This window comes from Pedobacter kyungheensis, assembly GCF_000812965.1.
Taxonomy (GTDB): domain Bacteria; phylum Bacteroidota; class Bacteroidia; order Sphingobacteriales; family Sphingobacteriaceae; genus Pedobacter; species Pedobacter kyungheensis.
Genome location: NZ_JSYN01000019.1, coordinates 46,500 through 65,788 on the forward strand (window position 1 = coordinate 46,500; position 19,289 = coordinate 65,788).

Here is a 19,289-nt window from a genome sequence, read left to right on the forward strand (position 1 = left end):
CCCCGAATTGATTACTGCAGTGCCCCCAAAAAGTTAGACACTTTATGGGGGCATTTTTATGAGTAGACAAGTTAAGCACAGCTTAGAATTTAAATTGACTATCGTCAATCAGGTATTAAAAAGAAATAAATCTCTGTCGAGCATCTCAAGAGAAAATGGTCTTGAACAGCGTATGATCCGTCAGTGGATGCAATTCTATAAACGCTTTGGAGAAGCTGGACTTAGACCACATTCGACGGTCTATTCTTTAGAGAATAAACTCGAAGTTATCCGCTACTTTATCGACAATCAAGTATCTTTGAGAGAGGCTTGTCTCCAGTTTAACATTAGATCCAATAGCGTACTATCCAACTGGTTGAGGATATATGCGGCTGGTGGGGCCGAGGGGCTGTCAGAGGAAACAAGAGGAAAAAAACGTCTTATGAAGCCAAAGATTTCGAAAAAAGCACCGGAAAAAACCTTGACAGAGCATGAACAAGTTTTGGAAGAAAACAAGCGTTTACGTGCGGAGGTCGCGTTTTTAAAAAAGTTACGAGCCTTAATCCAGAAAGAAGAATCAAAGAAAAACAAAAAGCTCTGATCGTTCATGGATTAAGGAAGAGGTTTGATCTCTCCATACTTTTGGAGACCGCCAATATTGCGAGAAGTTCATTTTATTACTATATGAAGCGTAATAAGGTGGTTGATAAGTACCAAGCGATCAGGACACGCATCATTGAGCTTTCCAAGCAGCATAAGGGTAGGTATGGCTATAGGCGAATGCTATTTCAACTAAAAAAGGAAGGGTATAAGATCAATCATAAAACCGTATTGAGGCTAACTGGTGAGATGGGGCTGAAAAGTATTATCAGGCTTAAGAAATATAGATCCTACAAAGGAGAAGAAGGTAAGACTGCACCCAACATACTCAAGAGGAAGTTTAATGCAGAGAGACCGTTTGAAAAATGGGCTACTGATGTAACCGAATTCAGTGTAGCTGGTAAAAAACTGTATCTATCTCCAATAATCGATTTATTCAACGGAGAGATTATAAGCTATTCACAGTCTCTCAGACCGAATTTTGAGCAAATTACCGGCATGCTGGACAGGGCATTGAAAAAGGTGCCAAAGAATGCAAAACCGATACTGCACTCGGACCAGGGATGGCAATACAGGATGAAGGATTATCAAGATATTCTGCGGAAGAATCGAATTATTCAAAGCATGTCAAGAAAGGGTAACTGCCTTGATAATGCTGTAATAGAAAACTTTTTTGGTACGCTGAAGTCTGAGATGTTTTATCTCAAAAAGTACTTGTCAGTAGAGGTGTTACAGAATGATATTGATGAGTACATCGATTACTATAACTACAATAGGATTAGGTTGAATCTAAAAGGAATGAGCCCGGTTGAATACCGAGCTCACATCCAAATAATTAATTGTTAAGTTTGTCTAAACTTTTGGGGGCAGTCCAAAATAACTCAAAGGGATTTTTATTTATACCATTCTCAGATTGGATATTTTATCCATTAGAAGGCTTTTTTAAGCTGTAACACTCAGTTTTTCGATTTCTTTAACAATCAACTGTTCAAGTTGCGAAGAAGCTTTAAGTAAAGGTAATCTAACCGTATCACCACAAACACCAATGTGTTTTAATGCAGCTTTAATACCTGCAGGGTTTCCTTCTGCAAAAGCCAGGCGGGTAAACTCAATCAGGTTTAAATGAGCAGGTGTAGCACCTTTAAAATCGCCGGCTAAACATTGGTTTACCATATCAGAAAGTTGTTTAGGTAAAGCATTTCCGATTACCGAAATAATACCCGAGGCACCCAGGGCAATCATAGGTAAGGTAATCGGATCATCACCAGAGATTAAAAGAAAATCTGCTGGTTTATCTCGCATAATCTGATTGAACTGATCAAAACTACCTGAAGCTTCTTTTGTGGCAATGATATTTTTGAAATCGTGTGCCAGCCTGCAGGTGGTTTCCGGACTCATGTTGCTCATGGTACGCCCGGGAACATTGTACAAAATCAAATCTAAAGGAGATACTTCAGCCAGATGTTTGTAGTGCTGGTAAATACCTTCTTGTGTAGGTTTGTTGTAGTACGGACTAACTGATAAAATAGCACTATAGCCAGCAGTATCAAAGGTTTTCATATCTTCGGCTACGGCCAAAGTGTTGTTGCCACCAATTCCGGCAACTAAAGGCAATCTGTTATCGTTAATTTCAGCAGTATAGGCCCACACCTTCTTCTTTTCGTCCTTGGTCATAGTGGCAGTTTCGCCGGTTGTACCTAAAGAAACGAGGTAATCTATCCCTCCGTCTACCAAATGATTAATCAGGTTTTTTAAACCATTATAATCAACTGATCCATCTGTGTTGAAAGGTGTAACCAACGCTACACCAGTACCCTGAAATTTGTTCATTATATAATTTACTTTTTTGTTTTTACCACGGAACCACAAAGGTAGCGAGGTTTTATTCTTTTGTTATAAGTTGTTTTTTATAACATGTTTTTTTACCACTAAGTCACAAAGACACTAAGGTTTTATTTTTTAAAAATAGCCGTTTATAACCCTTTTTATGCCGCCCTTTATTTTTTTAAGCAGTTAGAATGTTTGTTTCAAGAACTTTGTGTTCCTGGTGTCTTTGTGGTAAACTATTTATTTTATCATTTCTAAAAGTTCTGCGTCGCTGATGATAGGCACATTGAGCTTATTCGCTTTTTCCAGTTTCGATGGTCCCATATTGTCGCCCGCTACCAGATAATTTAATTTGCCCGAAATACCACTTAGAATCTTGCCTCCATTGGCTTCAATCATATCTTTTAGCTCATCGCGGCTATAGTTTTCAAAAACGCCCGAAATTACGAATGTTTTTCCAATAAGTCGGTCACTATCAAGTGTAATTACCTTTTCTTCAATTTCAAACTGTAATCCGGCTAATTTTAATAATTCTACCTGCTGTAAATGCTCAGATTTTCCAAAATACTCAACAATACTCTCTGCAATGCGCTGCCCGATTTCATCAATGGCAATCAATTCTTCAACCGTAGCCTTCGATAGGTTATCGATATTTTTAACGCCGGCAGCAAGTTTTTTAGCTACGGTTTCGCCCACATAACGGATGCCGAGGCCAAAAAGTACTTTTTCGAAAGGCATTTCTTTCGATTTTTCAATACCTGCAATCATATTGTCGATGGAGCGCTCACCAAAACGATCGAGGGTTTTAAGCTGATCGGACTTTTGGTAAAGCGCATATAAGTCACTAATGTGGTTTACCAGGCCGTTTTTGTAAAAGGTTTCAATGGTTTCATCTCCCAGTCCATCAATATTCATCGCCTTGCGTGAGATGAAATGCTGCATTTTTCCTACAATCTGTGGCGGACAACCTTCATCGTTAGGACAGTAATGTACCGCTTCGCCTTCTTTTCTAATGAGCTCGGTACCGCACTCAGGGCAGTTGTGCAGATAATTTACTTTAACTGCGTCTGGCAAGCGTTTATCCAGGTTAACCTTTATAATCTTGGGAATAATTTCGCCACCTTTTTCTACAAATACGGTATCGCCCAGGTGCAGGTCTAAACGTTCAATTTCATTGGCGTTGTGCAAAGTAGCGCGTTTAACCGTTGTGCCAGCCAGTAAAACAGGTTTTAAATTCGCTACCGGTGTTACCGCACCGGTTCTGCCCACCTGGTAGGTTACTTTTTCTAAAACGGTTTCAACTTCGGCAGCTTTGTATTTGTAAGAAATGGCCCAACGTGGCGATTTGGCCGTAAAGCCAAGCTCCTGCTGCTGTGCAAAACTGTTTACCTTAATTACAATGCCATCTATATCGTAGCTGAGTTTAAAACGTTCTTCTTCCCAATGATGAATAAAATCGAGCACAGCATCAATATTGGAAACCAATCGGTTGTGCTCACACACATGAAAGCCCCATTCTTTTACCGCATTCAGGCTATCCCAATGGTTTTTAAACTCATGCTTATCGGTGTATAGAAAGTAAATAAAGCCATCCAAAGGACGTTTGGCCACTTCTTTACTGTCTTGCATTTTTATGGTGCCCGAAGCAAAATTGCGCGGGTTGGCATAAGGAATTTCTCCTAATTCCTCACGCGCAGCATTTAAACGTAAAAAGGCTGCTTTGTGCATAAAAATTTCACCACGTATTTCGAAATGCTCGGGTGCAATAACTGATTTAAGCTGATGGGGAATGGTGTGGATCGTTTTAACGTTAGCCGTTACATCGTCTCCTTTGGTACCATCGCCACGGGTAACCGCTCTAACAAGTTTGCCGTTTTCGTAAGTAAGACTGATGGATAATCCATCGAATTTTAGCTCGCAAACGTATTCGAAATTATCGCCGATGGCTTTACGGATCCGCTCATCAAAATCGCGCAGATCTTGCTCGTTATAAGTATTCCCCAGCGAAAGCATGGGATATTTATGGTTAACGGTCACAAAATTTTTGGTCACATCGCCACCAACACGTTGAGTAGGAGAGTTGGGGTCGGCAAACTCAGGGTTTGCTTGTTCAAGTTCCTGAAGGTGTTTTAATTTTTTGTCAAACTCATAATCGCCAATGGTAGGCATGGCCAGTACGTAATAATTATAATTGTGCTGGTTGAGCTCGGCAACCAGGGCATCCATTTCTTTTTGTATCGCTGTTAAGGACATTTACAAATATAAAAAAGGATGAGAGGGTTTTTAGGTTTCGATATACAAAAAAATGACCTCAGCAATTTTTTCTTAAGAATATTGGGTTAATGGTTGAGAATTGATGAATAACCGGTTCTAATACATAAAGCCAAAAAGCCAGACAGGGATGATGTTTCCAAAACCGATTTCAATGCCATCTTTCGCAACATAAGCATTTTCTACGCCGGTAATTTGTTCTTTTGTTTTGTTTTTTCCTCCAATCTCAAATGTATAGATTTTGTCAACAATAAAATCGGCAACTTTCGAATGGTTTATTTCGTGTAAACCTCTGAACTGGTTTAAAAAAAATGTCTCTCTTACATTTCCAATATTGATGTTTTCTTTTGCCAGTGCATACATCAAATTACTGTTGTTCAGGTAGAGTTTTTCTGGTTTGGTTAAAACGCCAATGCCAGATGTATCTTTGTATAGTTCATTAACCAATCCGGCGCGTTCCAGAATTTTTATACCCTGGACAAGTGTATTACGTGAAATACCTATTTTTTCACTCAATTTAGTTATGTTAGGCGTAAATGGCGCACTTGAAGCTACGCTGATAAGTAGTTTTTTTAATTTTATCAGGGTATCATAATTTAAATCCTCAACTGCATTAATGTCTATTTCGATGATGAGATTTATCGTGTTTTGGAGTTTTTGGATATAAAGGTCCTCATTTTCTTTGTAGTAAGGGTAAACTCCTGTTTTTAGATATTTTTCAAATAATGGCAATGGCTTTATATCTTTTAGAAGCTCTGCTACAATGGCATTATGATTTTTTAAAATTTCATGAAAAGAGTAAATCGGAAGTGTTATTTTGGATTCAAAAGCGATAAATTCTCTAAAAGACAATTCTTTCAGATAATACGTTATTGCTCTTCTACTTAAATCAGATTCAGATTTATAAATTTCGAGCATCGAAGACGAAGTAAAAATGAGATTAAGCTCAGGGAAATTGTCATAAATCAATTTTATCTCTCTCGACCAATTGGGATATTTGTGAACTTCATCAAGTAGTAAGTTTGTTCCTCCGAATTGGACAAATTGTTTAGCCAAATTATAAAGTTTATGCTTAAAAAAATAAATATGATCTAAACTTACATAAAGTGTTGATTTTTGGGGTAAATGTAGTTTTGCAATTTGCAAAAGCAAGGTGGTTTTTCCCGCTCCTCTTGCTCCTTTAATGGCAATTAAGCGATTATTTAAATCGATTCTATCAACAAGATAACGTTGCAAATCCAAAGACACACGCATTAAACTGGCTTGGAATTCCAATAATAATTCTTCCATATTGCTTTTTGTATTAAGCAAAAATACTATATTTTGTTAAATATAAAAAGCATTTTTAGTTAATTTTTGCTTTCTGTAAAAAGCGGTTTTTATATTCTGCCCTCAATCTCCTCAAAAATTACCATAAAATCCTTTTGCAAAATTTCTTTAAAAACCACCAGTTCAAAAGTAAGTTCCTGTAGCTGCTTTTCGTGTAAGGTTTCTGGCCATAAACGCATGCAAATCCGGTTTAGGGCATAACTGATATTGTCTAGTTTTTGATAGCTCAGCAAGTACTTACTGCTAATAAAACCTTCCAGAAATTTAAAAAAAACGGTTTGGTCTTTTAAACCGCAATGTCCGAGAAAGCTGGTTAGCGAATCTTTTTTAACTGCATTCAGGTGGTCGTAAAAATGATTTACCTGAATCAAGTTGTGTTCAATCAGCAAATGATCGAGCAATAATTCCAGGCCAATATGTGCCAAAAAGGAAGGGCGGATGGGCGTATTTTCTACAATGGGTTTAATCAGCTGCTTTAGTATTGCCGTTTTTTCAAAGAAGAAAGTAGAGGAGTGGAAATATAAGTCGACTTCTAAATGCCTTTTCCATCCCTTAAGCAGGCTTTCCTCTTCTGGATTACCCTTAAAAAGAAATTCGTTTTTCTGAGGATACAGGTTGGCATCCTTAAGGGCATTTTTAATTAAATCGGGTAAAACCGTTCCCATTACCACATTGGCATCCTGATTTGACCTGTCGAAATAGTAATGGGATAGAAAGTTCATATTGCAAGGTAATATTTTCTGATCTGTTGTAAAACCCGAATTGGAAATATTGACCCTAAAATCATATTGTTTTGCAGGTTAATTATGCCTAGCTTTAAGTGTTCTTAAACTGATGCATCATGCCTAATGCTAAAATTTACAGGATCTTATCGCTTGATGGCGGTGGTTCCTGGGCACTTATCCAGGTGAAATGTTTGCGTAAGCTGTTCGCCGAAACTTTTAACAATCCCGACCCTACCGGACATGAAGTTTTAGCTGAATTTGATCTGGTATCGGCCAACAGCGGTGGCAGTTTGGTAGCAGCAGCAATGGCCGAGAACCTGCGGCTTTCTGAAATTGAAAAGATCTTTGATGATGCAAAACTTAGGAATAAGGTATTTTCGAGGTTAAGTTTTTTTGAAAAAAGTTTATTGTCCAGCATAGCCAGAATATTCAAAATCGGGGCGAAATATGCTACTAAACGAAAGCACCTCGCCCTAAAGGAAATTTTACCCGGAATTGCCAAAATCGATATGATGGATATCCCGGCGCATATTGCATCAAATGGAGCCATTAAAACCCAGTTTTTGATTATTGGATACGATTATTACCGCAACAGGGCAGAACTATTCAGGTCTGATTGTGATAGTATGGCTGCGACATCAGTTATCGAACGTAAGCTGAAAAAACTGCCTGCTCAGCCTGCAAGTCCTTCTGATTGTATGGTAACATTGGTTGATGCCATTCATGCCTCAAGTACTGCGCCGGTTAATTATTTTAATGAGCCCGCTACATTTTTGGTTAACAATAAGCCCAAATACTATTGGGATGGCGGCGTAACGGGTAATAATAATCCGGTTTTAGTTGCCGTTACTGAAGCGATTTGTAACCGCGAGCAATATCAGATTGAGCAGGTTCAGGTACTTTCTATCGGTACCGGATCGGTTTCGCAATTGCAGTATGATGAAGAAATTCCGGTAAAGTACGATGAACTTAAAGCTAAACACGAATCGCCGGGCCTGATTAAAGATATCCAAAAAATGGGTACAAGTATTTTAAACGATCCGCCAGATACGGCTGCTTTTGTGGCTTATATGATCCTGAACCCATCCATGCCGGCTCAGCCGGTTGATTTTATCCGCATGAATCCCGCTTTAAGGCCGGTGTTGATTGACGATGCAACCGGTAAACATTGGGATTTGCCTGCAGGTATTAATCAAGATGAATATGCAAAGCTAAATGCGATGGATATGGACGCGGTTGCAGATGATGAAGTTGCCCTGATTAAAAAGCTTTGCGACAACTGGTTAAATGGGCAAGGGGTTCCAAATCAATCTATTCGCAGTAATTCCAGCCTCAACTGCCTTATCGGTCATGCAAATTTTGAGACCGCAAAGGCCGATTTTAAGAACTGGTTTACCAAAACCAACTAATTTGCTTTAAACTAAGCTAAAATTTTATCTTTGCACGCACAATTATTAAAGTGTTTGTACAATGACGAATTTTGTTGAAGAGTTAAGGTGGCGTGGCATGCTACATGATATTATGCCGAATACTGAAGAAAAGTTAAACGAAGGTATGACCTCTGGTTATATTGGTTTTGACCCTACTGCAGATTCATTGCATGTTGGTCACCTGACGCAAATCATGACCCTTATCCATTTTCAGAATGCTGGCCATAAGCCTTTTGCTTTGGTTGGTGGCGCTACGGGTATGGTTGGCGATCCATCAGGAAAATCTGACGAGCGTAATCTTCAAACGCCTGAAATGATTGAGCATAACCTGAAAGGGATGAAAAAGCAGCTGGCTAAATTCCTGAAGTTTGAAGAAGGCGGAAATGGTGCAGTAATGGTTAACAATGCCGATTGGTTTAAGGATATGAACCTTTTTACCTTTATCAGAGATGTGGGTAAACACATTACCGTAAACTACATGATGGCCAAAGACAGCGTTAAACGCCGTTTAGAAGGTGATTCTGGTTTATCTTTTACCGAATTCTGTTACCAGCTGATACAAGGTTATGATTTTTACCATTTATGGAAAAACGAAAACTGCCTTGTACAAATGGGTGGATCAGATCAGTGGGGAAATATTGTTACTGGTACCGAGTTAATTAGAAGAAAAGATCAGGGAACAGCCTACGCCATTACCACTCAGTTGATTAAAAAAGCTGACGGTACTAAATTCGGTAAAACCGAGAGTGGTGCCGTTTGGTTAGATCCGGAAAAAACTTCTCCATATAAATTTTATCAGTTTTGGCTAAATGCATCAGATGATGATGTGAAAAAATGGATCCGCATTTTTACGCTTAAAAACCAGGCAGAAATAGAGGCACTGGAAAAAGAGCACGATGCGGCTCCGCACCTGCGTATTTTGCAAAAAGCTTTGGCAGAAGATATTACCATTAAAACACACTCAGTTGAGGCTTTGGAAACAGCCATTAAAACATCTGAGTTTTTATTCGGTAACGGATCTTTAGAATTTTTAAAAAGCCTTTCAGAAAAACAGGTTTTGGAAATGTTCGAAGGCATACCGCAATTTAATATTTCGAAATCAGAACTAAGTGCTGGTATTGATGCAGCTACTTTGCTTGCAGAGAAAGCTGCTGTTTTCCCTTCAAAAGGCGAAACCAAGAAGTTGATTCAGGGCGGTGGTGTTTCTGTGAATAAGGAAAAAGTTGCAGATGTGATGCAGGTTTTTAACGCGGAAAGTCTGATTAATGATAAATTTATTGTAGTTCAGAAAGGAAAGAAAAACTATTTCCTTTTAATTGCAGAATAATACTGGAAAATAATAACAAGAAAGCCGCTTTAAAAGCGGCTTTCTTGTTATGGTATTATCTGGTTACGTAAAACTTATTAAAGCATTTATAACACTTGTAGCGCTTAACCGATACCCAAGGCATAAGTATTTTAAACAGAAAACCTCTGGGTACTCTGTATGTCTCGAAATTTTTGCATTTCGGACATGGCGGACAGCCTGTAACAACAGTTTGGTCCTTGGTTGATGTCATAATATTATAGTTTGTTTGGGATTAATCAAACTTACACAATATCCTGATCGCGAATACCATTAATAAACGACCATTTTGTTCATTTAATCGACTAATTATGGCCGGTTTTTATTCTTTCACGCATCCTGAGCATAAAAAAGCGCGATTTCTAATTTATAAGCTGAATTAATCTGATAATTACTGGTATGGAATTACCCGTTCAAACGGATTTTCGAACTTGCCACCAATTTTATAAGCTGCGATCTCTGCCGGGCTAAGTAAACAGGTTTCAAGCGATGCTTTCAATGCTGCACTATTCATTTCCTGACCAATAAAAACCAGTTCGTTTTTGCGGTCGCCGAAATCATTATCCCACTCTGCATGTATCTCTGCTTCGTTCTCCAGGTAATCTGTATATTGCATCCTTTCGCTTTTGCTCATGCTGGCCCACCACACGCCGGCAGGATCTATACGCAGCGAACCACCTGCCTGAGAGAAATTAATGGCTTGGTCTGGCATGGCGGCCAAATAAAAAATACCTTTCGAGCGGATAATATGCTGCGGAAATTCATGATTAATGTAATCCCATAATCTTTGCGGGTGAAAAGGCTTTTTCGAGCGGAAAACAATTGAGCTAATTCCATATTGCTCGGTTTCTGGTTGGTGAACTTCTTCAAGCTCTTTTTTCCAGCCCGCACCTTCAGCTGCCAATTCGAAATCGAATAACCCGGTATTTAAAATTAAAGCCGGATCAAGCTTGCCGAAAAGGGTTTGGTAGATTTTGGCTCCGGGATTTAACTTCGAAATTAAAGCTTTTAAAACCTGGATATCGTTTTCACTTACCAGATCTACTTTGTTTAACAGAATAATATTGGCAAATTCAATCTGGTCGGTAAGCAGGTTTACAATGGTGCGTTTGTCAGCTGCATCATCAGTCATGTTCCGGTCTGCGAGTTTTTCAGCAGAGCCGAAATCCTTATAGAAATTGTAGGCATCTACAACGGTAACCATCGTATCTAGACGGCTAAAACGGCTTAAATCAATACCAGAAGTTTCATCAACGAATGAAAAAGTCTGTGCAACAGGAATGGGTTCAGAAATGCCGGTACTCTCAATCAAAAGGTAATCAAAACGGTTTTCTTTAGCCAGTTTTTCTACTTCAACCATCAAATCTTCACGCAAGGTGCAGCAAATGCATCCATTGCTCATTTCTACCAGTTTTTCTTCTGTTTTAGATAGGGTATGCTGGTTTTTAACCAAAGCAGCATCAATGTTTACTTCGCTCATATCGTTCACAATTACAGCCACTTTTAAGTCCTGTTTGTTTTGCAGTATGGCATTGAGTAAGGTGGTTTTTCCGCTGCCTAAAAAACCGCTTAATACGGTTACTGGTAATTTCTTTATCATGTTAATGCAATTATGTTGCAAATATAACGTTGAATATTTTAAATGCAACTTTATTGCTTTTATATTTGTCGACTAAATTTAAATTGATGAAACAGCGGAGCTATAAAATTAACCTCGACAGGTTGGGGATCACTGCCTCAACACTTTGTGCCATACATTGCGCGGCACTTCCCTTTGTAATTACGGTTTTACCCATGTGGGGGATGGGCTTTTTAGCTAACGAGGCTGTTGAAATTACCATGATTGCCGTTTCGTTAGTGTTGGGTGTGTGGAGCTTAAGCTCGGGTTATAGAAAGCAACATCAGCGTATTACACCCATAGTGGTACTTATTTTAGGTTTTATTTTTATTGCTTTTGGGCATTTCTCGGGCCTGGAGGTATTAGAGCCTGTTTTGATTCCACTTGGCGGATTTACCATAGCATTGGCACATTATCTTAACCTCCGGCTACTCAAAACCTGCCCCGTAAACCATAACCATTAAATCTTTTACCTTTTGCGATATGCTTATGCGCCCTAAATTCCTTTTCATTCCGGCACTGTTGTTTATTTCGGTGCTCAATCCAGCCTGTAAGCATGGTACTAACGATGCCATGACACTATACAGGCACTATGCCATTAAAAACCTGGTAATTAAAAACCTGGAAAAAGTTACCCGTCATGATTAACATTACATCGTTGGCTCATATTTATGAGCAGGGTAGAAGAATTGCATTTCCCGACTGGGAAATTGCCGATATGGAACACTGGCTTTTACTGGGCGCTTCGGGAAGTGGCAAAAGTACCTTGCTTAACATCATTGCCGGATTGCTGAAACCTAGCCAGGGGCAGGTTTTTATCCATGACACCAATTTGTATACCTTGCCTGCACGCAGGATGGACCAATTCAGGGGAAAAAATATTGGTATTGTTTTTCAAAGGCCACACCTCATCCAGTCGCTCAATGTACTCGATAACCTTGAGCTGGCGGCCGTAATGGCAGGTGTACCAATAGATAGCGAACATAACCTGGCGCTGTTAAACGATCTTGGCATTGCCGATAAAGCGCAAAACTATCCTGCTCAGTTAAGTCAGGGGCAGCTGCAAAGGGTATCAGTTGCACGTGCACTGGTTAATAAACCTGATTTGCTGATTGCTGATGAACCTACCTCGAGCCTTGATGATGTAAATGCTGCACAGGTAACTGAAATGCTTACCACTCAGGCCAGGGCAAACGGGGCTTCCCTGGTTATCGCCACACACGATCAGCGGGTGTGTAAATACATTACTAAAACCTATTTACTGTAATGAATATCTTCAAAATAAGTAGCCAAAACCTGTACAGAAATAAGTTGACTACACTTTTAAACATCATTTTGGTGGCCTTTGGGGTAGGTATTTTAACCATACTTTTTTTAGCAGCGAGTCAAATTGGCGATAAGCTTGAAAAAAATGCAAAAGATATTGATTTGGTTGTAGGGGCAAAGGGAAGCCCGCTGCAACTGATTATGAGCAGCATTTATCATATCGATTTCCCAACGGGAAACATTCCGGCGGCAGATGCTTACCGGTTAATGAAAAACCCGATGGTAAAAAGGGCTGTTCCGCTGGCACTGGGCGATAATTACAATGGTTACCGCATTGTGGGTACCGATAGCACTTTTACAGGCTTATATGGCTTGTCGCTTCAAAGTGGCAATTTCTGGAAAAAAGATCTGGAGGTTACTATCGGTAACACGGTAGCATTAACGGCTAAACTGCATATTGGTGATACCTTTTTCGGCGCCCACGGACTTACGGGTAATAGTGATATTCATAAGCAGCATGCCTACGTAGTAAAAGGCATTTTAAAACCACAGGGCAATATAACCGATAACCTGATCTTAACCAATATAGGCAGTGTTTACAAAATGCACGAAGCGCCGGAAGAAGAGCATGAACATTCGGCTACTGAAAGTAAAGAGATTAATAACAAACAGATTACCTCAATTTTAATCCAGTACCGGTCACCTATGTCGGTTATTGTTTTTCCGCGGATGGTAAACCAGAGTACCAATATGCAGGCTGCATCACCAGCGATGGAAAGTGCAAGGTTATTTTCTTTAATCGGAGTGGGCGTAGACACGTTAAAATGGTTTGCTGTTTTGATTATGGGCATTGCAGCGCTGAGCATTTTTATCAGTTTGTACAACGCCATGAAAGAACGTAAATACGATTTGGCTGTAATGCGTTGTTTAGGTGCATCCAAATTTAAGCTGTTTTTGCTGGTGTTGTTGGATGGGTTGCTGGTTACCGCTATAGGTACCTGTTTGGGTTTGTTGATTGGCCATGCCTCACTCGAGCTGATTGGGAGCTATCAGGAATCATCACAGGCCAGGCTTAGCGGAATGCTTATCGTACCACAAGAGTTGTATTTAATTGCTACAGGCTTTTTTACCGGTGTACTGGCTTCGGTAATACCAGCATTACAAATTTACAAAGTAGATATTGCTGATACGCTTACTAAGGCCAGGTAACGATGAAAAAAATAATTGGTTTGGTTGTTTTATGTTTAGGTTTCCAGCTAGTGGCTGCGCAGGTTCGGGTACATACCGACATGCGCACGCCAATCTGGAATGTAATTGGCCTGCGTTACGATGCAGAAATTGCTCCCGGAAAATGGGGAAGCGTTTTCCCGCCGGCACTGAAACGGCTAAACAATAAGGTAATTGAATTGCCAGGTTACATTATCCCAACCAAAGTAGGGCAGCGGTTTAGCGAATTTATGTTTTCTATTGTGCCCATTGCTTCATGTCCATATTGTGGCTCTGGCGATATACCAGCCATGATACAGGTTAAAATGTTAAGCCCTATTCCGATAACAGAAAAACCAATAAAGCTGCGGGGCCTGTTTCTCATTAACGATTCGGGCGATGACAGAAGTGAATTTTTTCTCTTAAATGCTAAACAGTTGTAATATGAGAATGGCGTTGCTATGGGTATTGTTATTCGTTTCTTTTGGAGCAAAGGCGCAGGTTCAGGTGCATGCCGATATGCGTACGGCCAATTGGAATCTGATTGGCTTAAAATTCGATAAACAGGTAAAGCCATTGGTCTGGCAGGCTGTTTTTCCGCCGGCGTTAAAAGCCATAAACCATAAAGTTATTGAATTGCCCGGCTATATTATTCCAACTAGGGTGGGCAACAGTTTTACAGAGTTTATGCTCTCTATTGTGCCCATTGCTTCCTGCCCTTATTGCGGTACAGGCGATATCCCATCTATGGTAGAGGTAAAAATGCTAAAGCCAATTAAATGGACCGATGCACCTGTTTTAATTAAGGGAAAGCTGGAGATTAACGATTCCGGGGATAGCCGGTCAACCTTTTTCCTGTTAGATGCTGTACATAAATGAAAAGACTATTGCTGATTTTTTCTTTGCTTGCTACCTGTTTTGTAGCCAGGGCACAGAACCCAAAACACAATCCTAACGATCAGTTACGTTCGCTTAACTGGGATGTAATTGCCTCAGTTAAATTCGAACTAACAGAAAAGAACGAGCTTTTACCTTTGTTTTCCGAAACCATAAAAAGATTCCAGAATAAAGAGTTTGAATTAAAAGGGTATTTGATTCCCATTAAAAGCGGAGCTAAGCAGCAGCAGTTCCTATTGGCTACATTACCTATTAATCAATGTTACTTCTGCGGCCAAAATGGAATTCCGGTAATGATCATGATTGAAATGGAAAGTGCCATACCTTACAGCGAAAAGCCCATTAAGGTAAAAGGCACGCTGAAATTAGAACAAAAAGATGCCAGCTATGCGCCGCCAATCACAATTAAAAATGCCAAACTCATTATTTAATTGTTAATTTTGTATTGCTATGGAAAACAACACAGAGCGTTTCGAAAAACTTTTGGTTAAAAATGGTTTAAAAAGAACTGCGCCACGTTTGCAGGTGCTTGAGATTTTGAGCAGTCGCGATTCTGCAACTTCACAGCCTTACCTGGAGCAGGTAATGGGTAAAGATGCCGATCGGGTTACGCTTTACCGTGTTTTGCAGGCTTTCGAAGAAAAAGGAATTATCCATAAAGTACTCGATCAGCAGGGCACAGCCAATTATGCCATCTGTTCGGAAGGTTGCAGTGCACACGAACACCATGATGAACATGTGCATTTTAACTGCGACAACTGCCATAAAATTTATTGTTTAGATAGTGTTAAAATCCCGGCGTTAAAGGTGCCGGCCGGTTTTAAAGTAGAACACCTTAACCTGATTGCCACAGGCCTTTGTGCCAATTGTTCTAGTAAAGTAAACTAATTACTGCACCAACAAGTTGCAACCCCTGATATCGGCATGGTCGAACCTGCCCAGCACTTCGAAACTCTGATCGGGATTAATTTTCCCTAAATCCTGCGTAGCGATAAAAGAACAGGAGTTGAGGTTAGCCAGATCAATTACATTAATACCACCGGTACGTCCTTGTGCGATCAGGCTTAAAGGGTCGTTAGTATCCCGGATTAAAACCTGCATCCAGTTTGGACAGTTAAACACACCTTCACCCAAAGAATAAGCCTGCGAAAGCAGTTCAGTCATGCCATATTCACTGTGGATCGATTTTACGCCAAAACCTTTGGTTAACTGCTCATGTAATTCTTCACGTACCATTTCTTTGCGCTTGCCCTTCATGCCACCTGTTTCCATTACAATTAGCTCAGGGAAGTCGATATCGTACTGCTCTATAAAATCGAGTAGGGCATAGGTTACGCCGATTAAAACCGTTTTTTGTTTTTTCGACTTCAGATCGAGCAGGGTTTGCAGCAAATCATCGTGATTATATAAAAAGTAACCACTTTGCGGGTGCCTGCTTTTTTCAATCAGGTCGTTAACCATGTAAATTAAAGATGAACCCGATCGCTGTTGATAGGAAGGTAAGAGTGCAAGGAAACAATATTCCGTTACATCGCCATAAAATTGGGCAAAGGCCTGCAGGTAACTCTGTTCGTATAATTTAACATCGGTTACATGGTGGCTGCTTTGAACCATACCCGTTGTACCCGAACTGCTAAAGGTAATTTCGATAGGCGCTTTACTACTTAAAATGGCATGGGTTTTAAAAAAACTGATGGGTAGAAAAGGAATCTGCTCAATTTCGGTAACATGTTCAACCTTAACACGCAAATGATGGATATACGCACTGTATACTTCACAGTTTTTAGCCTGAAACCTGAAAATGTTTAAGGCTAATGTTTTAAACCCATCACCACGTTGTACAGAAAATATATCTTCAGCTGTTAAATTCACGCCGCAAAAGTACAAAGCATTATGCTATTTTCTTGTCAGTTTTTTTGGCCAGCATAGCCATTCTAAAATGATAACCACAATAACCGCTGATTCCGGCAACCAGGCCACTTAAAATACCGGTAAGCAAAAGCAATATCCACCAGATTTTAACCCCGGTCATTACCGCTACGCGGCCGGCCAGCAAATTATCGTTGGGCAGGCTTTTAAATAAAGCATAACCAATCCACAATAAGAATATGGCGAGGAATGATTGCCAGAAAGCTATTTTCCCTGTTTTGCCAATAATGCCGCAAGTGGCAAAAGAAATTACAATAATTACCCACCATGGAGCGATCATTTGTAAGAAAAAACAGATAACTGCGATAACGATGAAAACCATTTTTGATTATTTAGAAATTTTTAAACGTGAGATAACTGTGCCCGATTTATCATCGGCGCTTTGCATGTAAAACAGATCGTAAAGCTGGCCATTGGCCCAGGTATCGATCATGTTGTCATAAAATTTACTGCCCGGGTTACCCGATTGTCCGCCCGGATAAACGCCATGTCCTTTGGGTTTTTTGCCCAATTCGATCACCATCCGCCATGATGGTCCGTTGGTTTCGCCTAAAGCATTAATGGTGCTTTTAGCTCCGCCTATTTGCAAAATTTTTGAACCAAAGCCAGGTATTTTGGCTAAATGAGGTACATTGCTTTGTTTTACATTGGCCCAGTTCCAGTCTTTATTGATTGGCCCAAATCTTCTCTCCAGACTATCGCAGCTGTATTTAAAAGATTCGTTTACCAAATCTGCCAGGCTTTCTTTTTTACTGGTGTGGATGTTATCATACCATTGGGCATTAGGCTCCTTTAAAATCATTTCTACCATGCGGTCCCTGGATGGATAACGCATCGGGATACCTTTTACCTCAAATTCATCTGCCCAAATATCAAAGCTTAAGCGTTTGGTCCATATTTCGAATACACTGGCTGCAATCTCATTAGCATCATAGTGCTTATTCCACTTGTTTACATAGCTTAATGCTTCTTTCTGCGTGGCGTTCAACTGTTCGTTATTTAGCAGTGGGAGTAAGGCCGGAAGGAGATTTTGCGCCAGAATACTGTAATTGTCGGTCTGCATCAGCCGAATGCTATCCATAGTGGCTTTGCTCATGGCAGTTAAGCGGTCGTTAATCCTTTTTCCCCTTTCGTAAGGTGAAAATTCCCAGTTAATATAGTATGGATAGGTGGTATCGGTTGAAGATTGATTTGCCGAGCTCACAAAACCCCGTGGCGGGTTTTTAACGGTCGGGTTCTGGGCCGCCGGAATCCAGCCTTGCCAGTCGTAAGCCGGGTCGGTACCATCTAAAATAAACTTGCCCTGGTCTTTCCATTTGAGCGGGAATTTTCCGTTTGGCGTAATGGCGATATCATTATCTACACTGGCAAAAACAAAATTCTGTGCCGGGGCGGTATAAAAAGTTAAAGCTTTACGGTAATCTGCATAGTTTTTACCCCGGTTCAGGTAATAAAAAGTCATCAGCTCGTTGGATTGATCGTGTGCAATCCACCTTAAAGCATCGCCAACAGGTACATTATTTGCCCTGCTGTATTTTGGTTTCTGAAAATAAACTACAGGACCATGGTGCGTATAGTAAACGGTATCGATTTCATCTTTAGCACCGCGGATTTTAATCACCTCCATCCGTTTGGTTGTTGCTTTCCATTGGTTGTTGTACCAATATTCATTGTGGCTGCTGTCTTTAAATTTAATCTGGTAAAAATCGAGCACATCAGCTGCAACATTGGTTACGCCCCAGGCAATTTTCTGGTTAAAGCCAATAATTACGCCTGGTGCACCCGGTAAAGAAACGCCATAGGTATTTACACCCGGGGCATGTAATTGAATCTGATACCAGATAGAAGGCAAAGTTAAATCCAGGTGCGGATCGTTAGCCAGGATCGGGTATCCGGATGCGGTTTTTGTGCCCGATAGCGCCCAGTTGTTGCTGCCAATACCTTCAACTTTCTCTTTCGTTTTTACCTCACCCGTTAGTGCCTGAGTAAAACTTTCTGGTGTTTTTGGAATTGGTAGCGGAGTAAAATCCCACTTTGTGCCTACCGGTATAATCGGATCTTCACGGAAAGGATAATCCGGGAAAAGATTTTTGGTTACTTCCGGACCGAATTTTTTGAGGATGTTGGTCATGTAGAACTCGTCAGAACCCATGGCCAAAACAGCCGACATCTGTTTCAACAGCAAAGCACATTTAACCGGAGTCCAGTTTTCGGGTTTAAAATCCAGTATTTTATATTCTAAGGGGTAATTGGCTTTAGATAAGGTTTTGATGTAAGCATTAATCCCTTCGGTATAAGCCTCGATCATTTCTTTCGCTTTAGGATCGGCCATCATCCCTTTTAATGAGTTTTCTGCACCATAAACCATGCCCATGCGGCGCTGGTAGCGGTCTACTTCAATGGCTTTATCGCCAACTACTTCACTTATTCTCCCCGCAGCAAAACGGGTTTGGAAATCCATTTGCCAAAGGCGGTGCATGGCGGTAACATAGCCCTGTGCGAGGTAAAGATCATGATCGTTTTGCGCAAAAATATGCGGGATCATGCGGTCGTCGAAAACGATTTCTATTTTATCGGTTGCGCCTTTAATTTTGGCTTTATGGTTAAACATAAAATGATTGTTTTCGGCATTTTGCCAAAAACCCATAAAAGGATCAAGGAATTTGAGAAGAGGTGGTGTATTGCCTAATTTGGTATTAAATAAAAAAGCTAATGCGATTGGCACAACGACGCAGAACAGGGCTTTAATTTTATTCATAATGGTTAGTAACAAGTCTTTTGCGAAGATAGGGCAAAATGACGGTTTATGTTTACTGCAAAATACAACAAACTGTATATCAATCAAAATTATAATTTGAATTGAAATT

General features: G+C 40.2%; 20 protein-coding genes. 12 read left to right on the top strand and 8 right to left on the bottom strand.

Translation table 11 applies throughout. The annotated features are described in order from the left end of the window. Positions 1–58 precede the first annotated feature (58 nt). Positions 59–580 (top strand): helix-turn-helix domain-containing protein, encoded by a 522-nt coding sequence (locus tag OC25_RS16055; protein WP_039478048.1) that lies wholly within the window; start codon positions 59–61, stop codon positions 578–580. Further along, a complete protein-coding gene (locus tag OC25_RS16060; protein ID WP_245222031.1) occupies positions 580–1,425 on the top strand; it encodes an IS3 family transposase in 846 nt (281 codons plus the stop codon). Before OC25_RS16055 ends, OC25_RS16060 begins: the two co-directional genes overlap by 1 nt. Positions 1,426–1,521: 96 nt before the next feature. Here OC25_RS16060 and dapA read toward each other — a convergent pair whose 3' ends face one another. From dapA to OC25_RS16080, 4 genes are all read right to left on the bottom strand, one after another. After that, positions 1,522–2,409 (bottom strand): 4-hydroxy-tetrahydrodipicolinate synthase, encoded by an 888-nt coding sequence (gene dapA / locus OC25_RS16065; RefSeq protein ID WP_039478050.1) that lies wholly within the window; start codon positions 2,407–2,409, stop codon positions 1,522–1,524. 237 nt (positions 2,410–2,646) lie between these two features. Continuing rightward, positions 2,647–4,659 carry an NAD-dependent DNA ligase LigA gene (ligA, locus tag OC25_RS16070; protein ID WP_039478053.1) on the bottom strand — a complete coding sequence of 671 codons (2,013 nt, stop codon included), beginning with the start codon at positions 4,657–4,659 and terminating at the stop codon, positions 2,647–2,649. Positions 4,660–4,776: 117 nt separating this feature from the next. Continuing rightward, positions 4,777–5,967 (bottom strand): ATP-binding protein, encoded by a 1,191-nt coding sequence (locus OC25_RS16075; RefSeq protein WP_039478056.1) that lies wholly within the window; start codon positions 5,965–5,967, stop codon positions 4,777–4,779. A gap of 89 nt (positions 5,968–6,056) precedes the next feature. Further along, positions 6,057–6,728 carry an ACP phosphodiesterase gene (locus tag OC25_RS16080; RefSeq protein WP_039478058.1) on the bottom strand — a complete coding sequence of 224 codons (672 nt, stop codon included), beginning with the start codon at positions 6,726–6,728 and terminating at the stop codon, positions 6,057–6,059. 119 nt (positions 6,729–6,847) lie between these two features. On the opposite strand from OC25_RS16080, the gene OC25_RS16085 reads away from it, so the two are divergent. Together OC25_RS16085 and tyrS are read left to right on the top strand one after the other, a co-directional pair. Further along, the gene (locus tag OC25_RS16085; RefSeq protein ID WP_039478060.1) at positions 6,848–8,140 is read left to right on the top strand and encodes a patatin-like phospholipase family protein; all 1,293 of its coding nucleotides are present in this window, start codon (positions 6,848–6,850) and stop codon (positions 8,138–8,140) included. Positions 8,141–8,201: 61 nt separating this feature from the next. Continuing rightward, on the top strand, positions 8,202–9,488 hold the full coding sequence (gene tyrS / locus OC25_RS16090; protein ID WP_039478063.1) for a tyrosine--tRNA ligase: 1,287 nt from the start codon (positions 8,202–8,204) through the stop codon (positions 9,486–9,488). A 409-nt stretch (positions 9,489–9,897) separates the two neighbouring features. Here tyrS and OC25_RS16095 read toward each other — a convergent pair whose 3' ends face one another. After that, positions 9,898–11,106 (bottom strand): GTP-binding protein, encoded by a 1,209-nt coding sequence (locus OC25_RS16095; protein ID WP_039478064.1) that lies wholly within the window; start codon positions 11,104–11,106, stop codon positions 9,898–9,900. A gap of 86 nt (positions 11,107–11,192) precedes the next feature. Here OC25_RS16095 and OC25_RS16100 point away from each other — a divergent pair, with 86 nt between their 5' ends. The 8 genes from OC25_RS16100 to OC25_RS16130 are packed head-to-tail and all read left to right on the top strand — an operon-like array spanning position 11,193 to position 15,381. After that, entirely contained in the window at positions 11,193–11,588 is a 396-nt protein-coding gene (locus OC25_RS16100; RefSeq protein WP_039478066.1) for a MerC domain-containing protein, read from the top strand. Between the two features lie 19 nt (positions 11,589–11,607). After that, entirely contained in the window at positions 11,608–11,772 is a 165-nt protein-coding gene (locus OC25_RS27960) for a hypothetical protein (protein WP_156131496.1), read from the top strand. Continuing rightward, positions 11,765–12,391, top strand: a complete 627-nt coding sequence (locus OC25_RS16105; protein ID WP_039478069.1) for an ABC transporter ATP-binding protein — start codon at positions 11,765–11,767, stop codon at positions 12,389–12,391. The genes OC25_RS27960 and OC25_RS16105 overlap by 8 nt, the downstream gene beginning before the upstream one ends. Then, positions 12,391–13,599, top strand: a complete 1,209-nt coding sequence (locus tag OC25_RS16110; protein WP_039478072.1) for an ABC transporter permease — start codon at positions 12,391–12,393, stop codon at positions 13,597–13,599. The genes OC25_RS16105 and OC25_RS16110 overlap by 1 nt, the downstream gene beginning before the upstream one ends. A gap of 2 nt (positions 13,600–13,601) precedes the next feature. Beyond that, on the top strand, positions 13,602–14,039 hold the full coding sequence (locus OC25_RS16115) for a hypothetical protein (RefSeq protein ID WP_039478074.1): 438 nt from the start codon (positions 13,602–13,604) through the stop codon (positions 14,037–14,039). A gap of 1 nt (position 14,040) precedes the next feature. Beyond that, complete coding sequence (locus OC25_RS26975) at positions 14,041–14,475, top strand: hypothetical protein (protein ID WP_052266250.1); 435 nt, start codon at positions 14,041–14,043, stop codon at positions 14,473–14,475. Further along, positions 14,472–14,924 (top strand): hypothetical protein, encoded by a 453-nt coding sequence (locus tag OC25_RS16125; RefSeq protein ID WP_039478076.1) that lies wholly within the window; start codon positions 14,472–14,474, stop codon positions 14,922–14,924. The genes OC25_RS26975 and OC25_RS16125 overlap by 4 nt, the downstream gene beginning before the upstream one ends. Positions 14,925–14,943: 19 nt before the next feature. Next, positions 14,944–15,381, top strand: coding sequence for a Fur family transcriptional regulator (locus OC25_RS16130; RefSeq protein WP_039478079.1), 438 nt, complete (start codon positions 14,944–14,946; stop codon positions 15,379–15,381). Here OC25_RS16130 and OC25_RS16135 read toward each other — a convergent pair whose 3' ends face one another. From OC25_RS16135 to OC25_RS16145, 3 genes are read right to left on the bottom strand one after another with little or no spacing between them, the layout of a single operon-like run. Then, positions 15,382–16,365: a LuxE/PaaK family acyltransferase gene (locus OC25_RS16135; protein WP_039478081.1), complete on the bottom strand. Its 984-nt coding sequence runs from the start codon at positions 16,363–16,365 to the stop codon at positions 15,382–15,384. A 19-nt stretch (positions 16,366–16,384) separates the two neighbouring features. Next, complete coding sequence (locus tag OC25_RS16140) at positions 16,385–16,744, bottom strand: hypothetical protein (RefSeq protein ID WP_039478083.1); 360 nt, start codon at positions 16,742–16,744, stop codon at positions 16,385–16,387. 6 nt (positions 16,745–16,750) lie between these two features. Then, complete coding sequence (locus OC25_RS16145) at positions 16,751–19,180, bottom strand: penicillin acylase family protein (RefSeq protein WP_039478086.1); 2,430 nt, start codon at positions 19,178–19,180, stop codon at positions 16,751–16,753. Positions 19,181–19,289: the final 109 nt, after the last annotated feature.

Bases quoted from the DNA above. Each gene is read 5' to 3' on its own strand.
- OC25_RS16055 (WP_039478048.1), top strand. From the start codon at position 59: ATGAGTAGACAAGTTAAGCACAGCTTAGAATTTAAATTGACTATCGTC.
- dapA (WP_039478050.1), bottom strand. From the start codon at position 2,409: ATGAACAAATTTCAGGGTACTGGTGTAGCGTTGGTTACACCTTTCAAC.
- ligA (WP_039478053.1), bottom strand. From the start codon at position 4,659: ATGTCCTTAACAGCGATACAAAAAGAAATGGATGCCCTGGTTGCCGAG.
- OC25_RS16075 (WP_039478056.1), bottom strand. From the start codon at position 5,967: ATGGAAGAATTATTATTGGAATTCCAAGCCAGTTTAATGCGTGTGTCT.
- OC25_RS16080 (WP_039478058.1), bottom strand. From the start codon at position 6,728: ATGAACTTTCTATCCCATTACTATTTCGACAGGTCAAATCAGGATGCC.
- OC25_RS16085 (WP_039478060.1), top strand. From the start codon at position 6,848: ATGCCTAATGCTAAAATTTACAGGATCTTATCGCTTGATGGCGGTGGT.
- tyrS (WP_039478063.1), top strand. From the start codon at position 8,202: ATGACGAATTTTGTTGAAGAGTTAAGGTGGCGTGGCATGCTACATGAT.
- OC25_RS16095 (WP_039478064.1), bottom strand. From the start codon at position 11,106: ATGATAAAGAAATTACCAGTAACCGTATTAAGCGGTTTTTTAGGCAGC.
- OC25_RS16100 (WP_039478066.1), top strand. From the start codon at position 11,193: ATGAAACAGCGGAGCTATAAAATTAACCTCGACAGGTTGGGGATCACT.
- OC25_RS27960 (WP_156131496.1), top strand. From the start codon at position 11,608: ATGCTTATGCGCCCTAAATTCCTTTTCATTCCGGCACTGTTGTTTATT.
- OC25_RS16105 (WP_039478069.1), top strand. From the start codon at position 11,765: ATGATTAACATTACATCGTTGGCTCATATTTATGAGCAGGGTAGAAGA.
- OC25_RS16110 (WP_039478072.1), top strand. From the start codon at position 12,391: ATGAATATCTTCAAAATAAGTAGCCAAAACCTGTACAGAAATAAGTTG.
- OC25_RS16115 (WP_039478074.1), top strand. From the start codon at position 13,602: ATGAAAAAAATAATTGGTTTGGTTGTTTTATGTTTAGGTTTCCAGCTA.
- OC25_RS26975 (WP_052266250.1), top strand. From the start codon at position 14,041: ATGAGAATGGCGTTGCTATGGGTATTGTTATTCGTTTCTTTTGGAGCA.
- OC25_RS16125 (WP_039478076.1), top strand. From the start codon at position 14,472: ATGAAAAGACTATTGCTGATTTTTTCTTTGCTTGCTACCTGTTTTGTA.
- OC25_RS16130 (WP_039478079.1), top strand. From the start codon at position 14,944: ATGGAAAACAACACAGAGCGTTTCGAAAAACTTTTGGTTAAAAATGGT.
- OC25_RS16140 (WP_039478083.1), bottom strand. From the start codon at position 16,744: ATGGTTTTCATCGTTATCGCAGTTATCTGTTTTTTCTTACAAATGATC.
- OC25_RS16145 (WP_039478086.1), bottom strand. From the start codon at position 19,180: ATGAATAAAATTAAAGCCCTGTTCTGCGTCGTTGTGCCAATCGCATTA.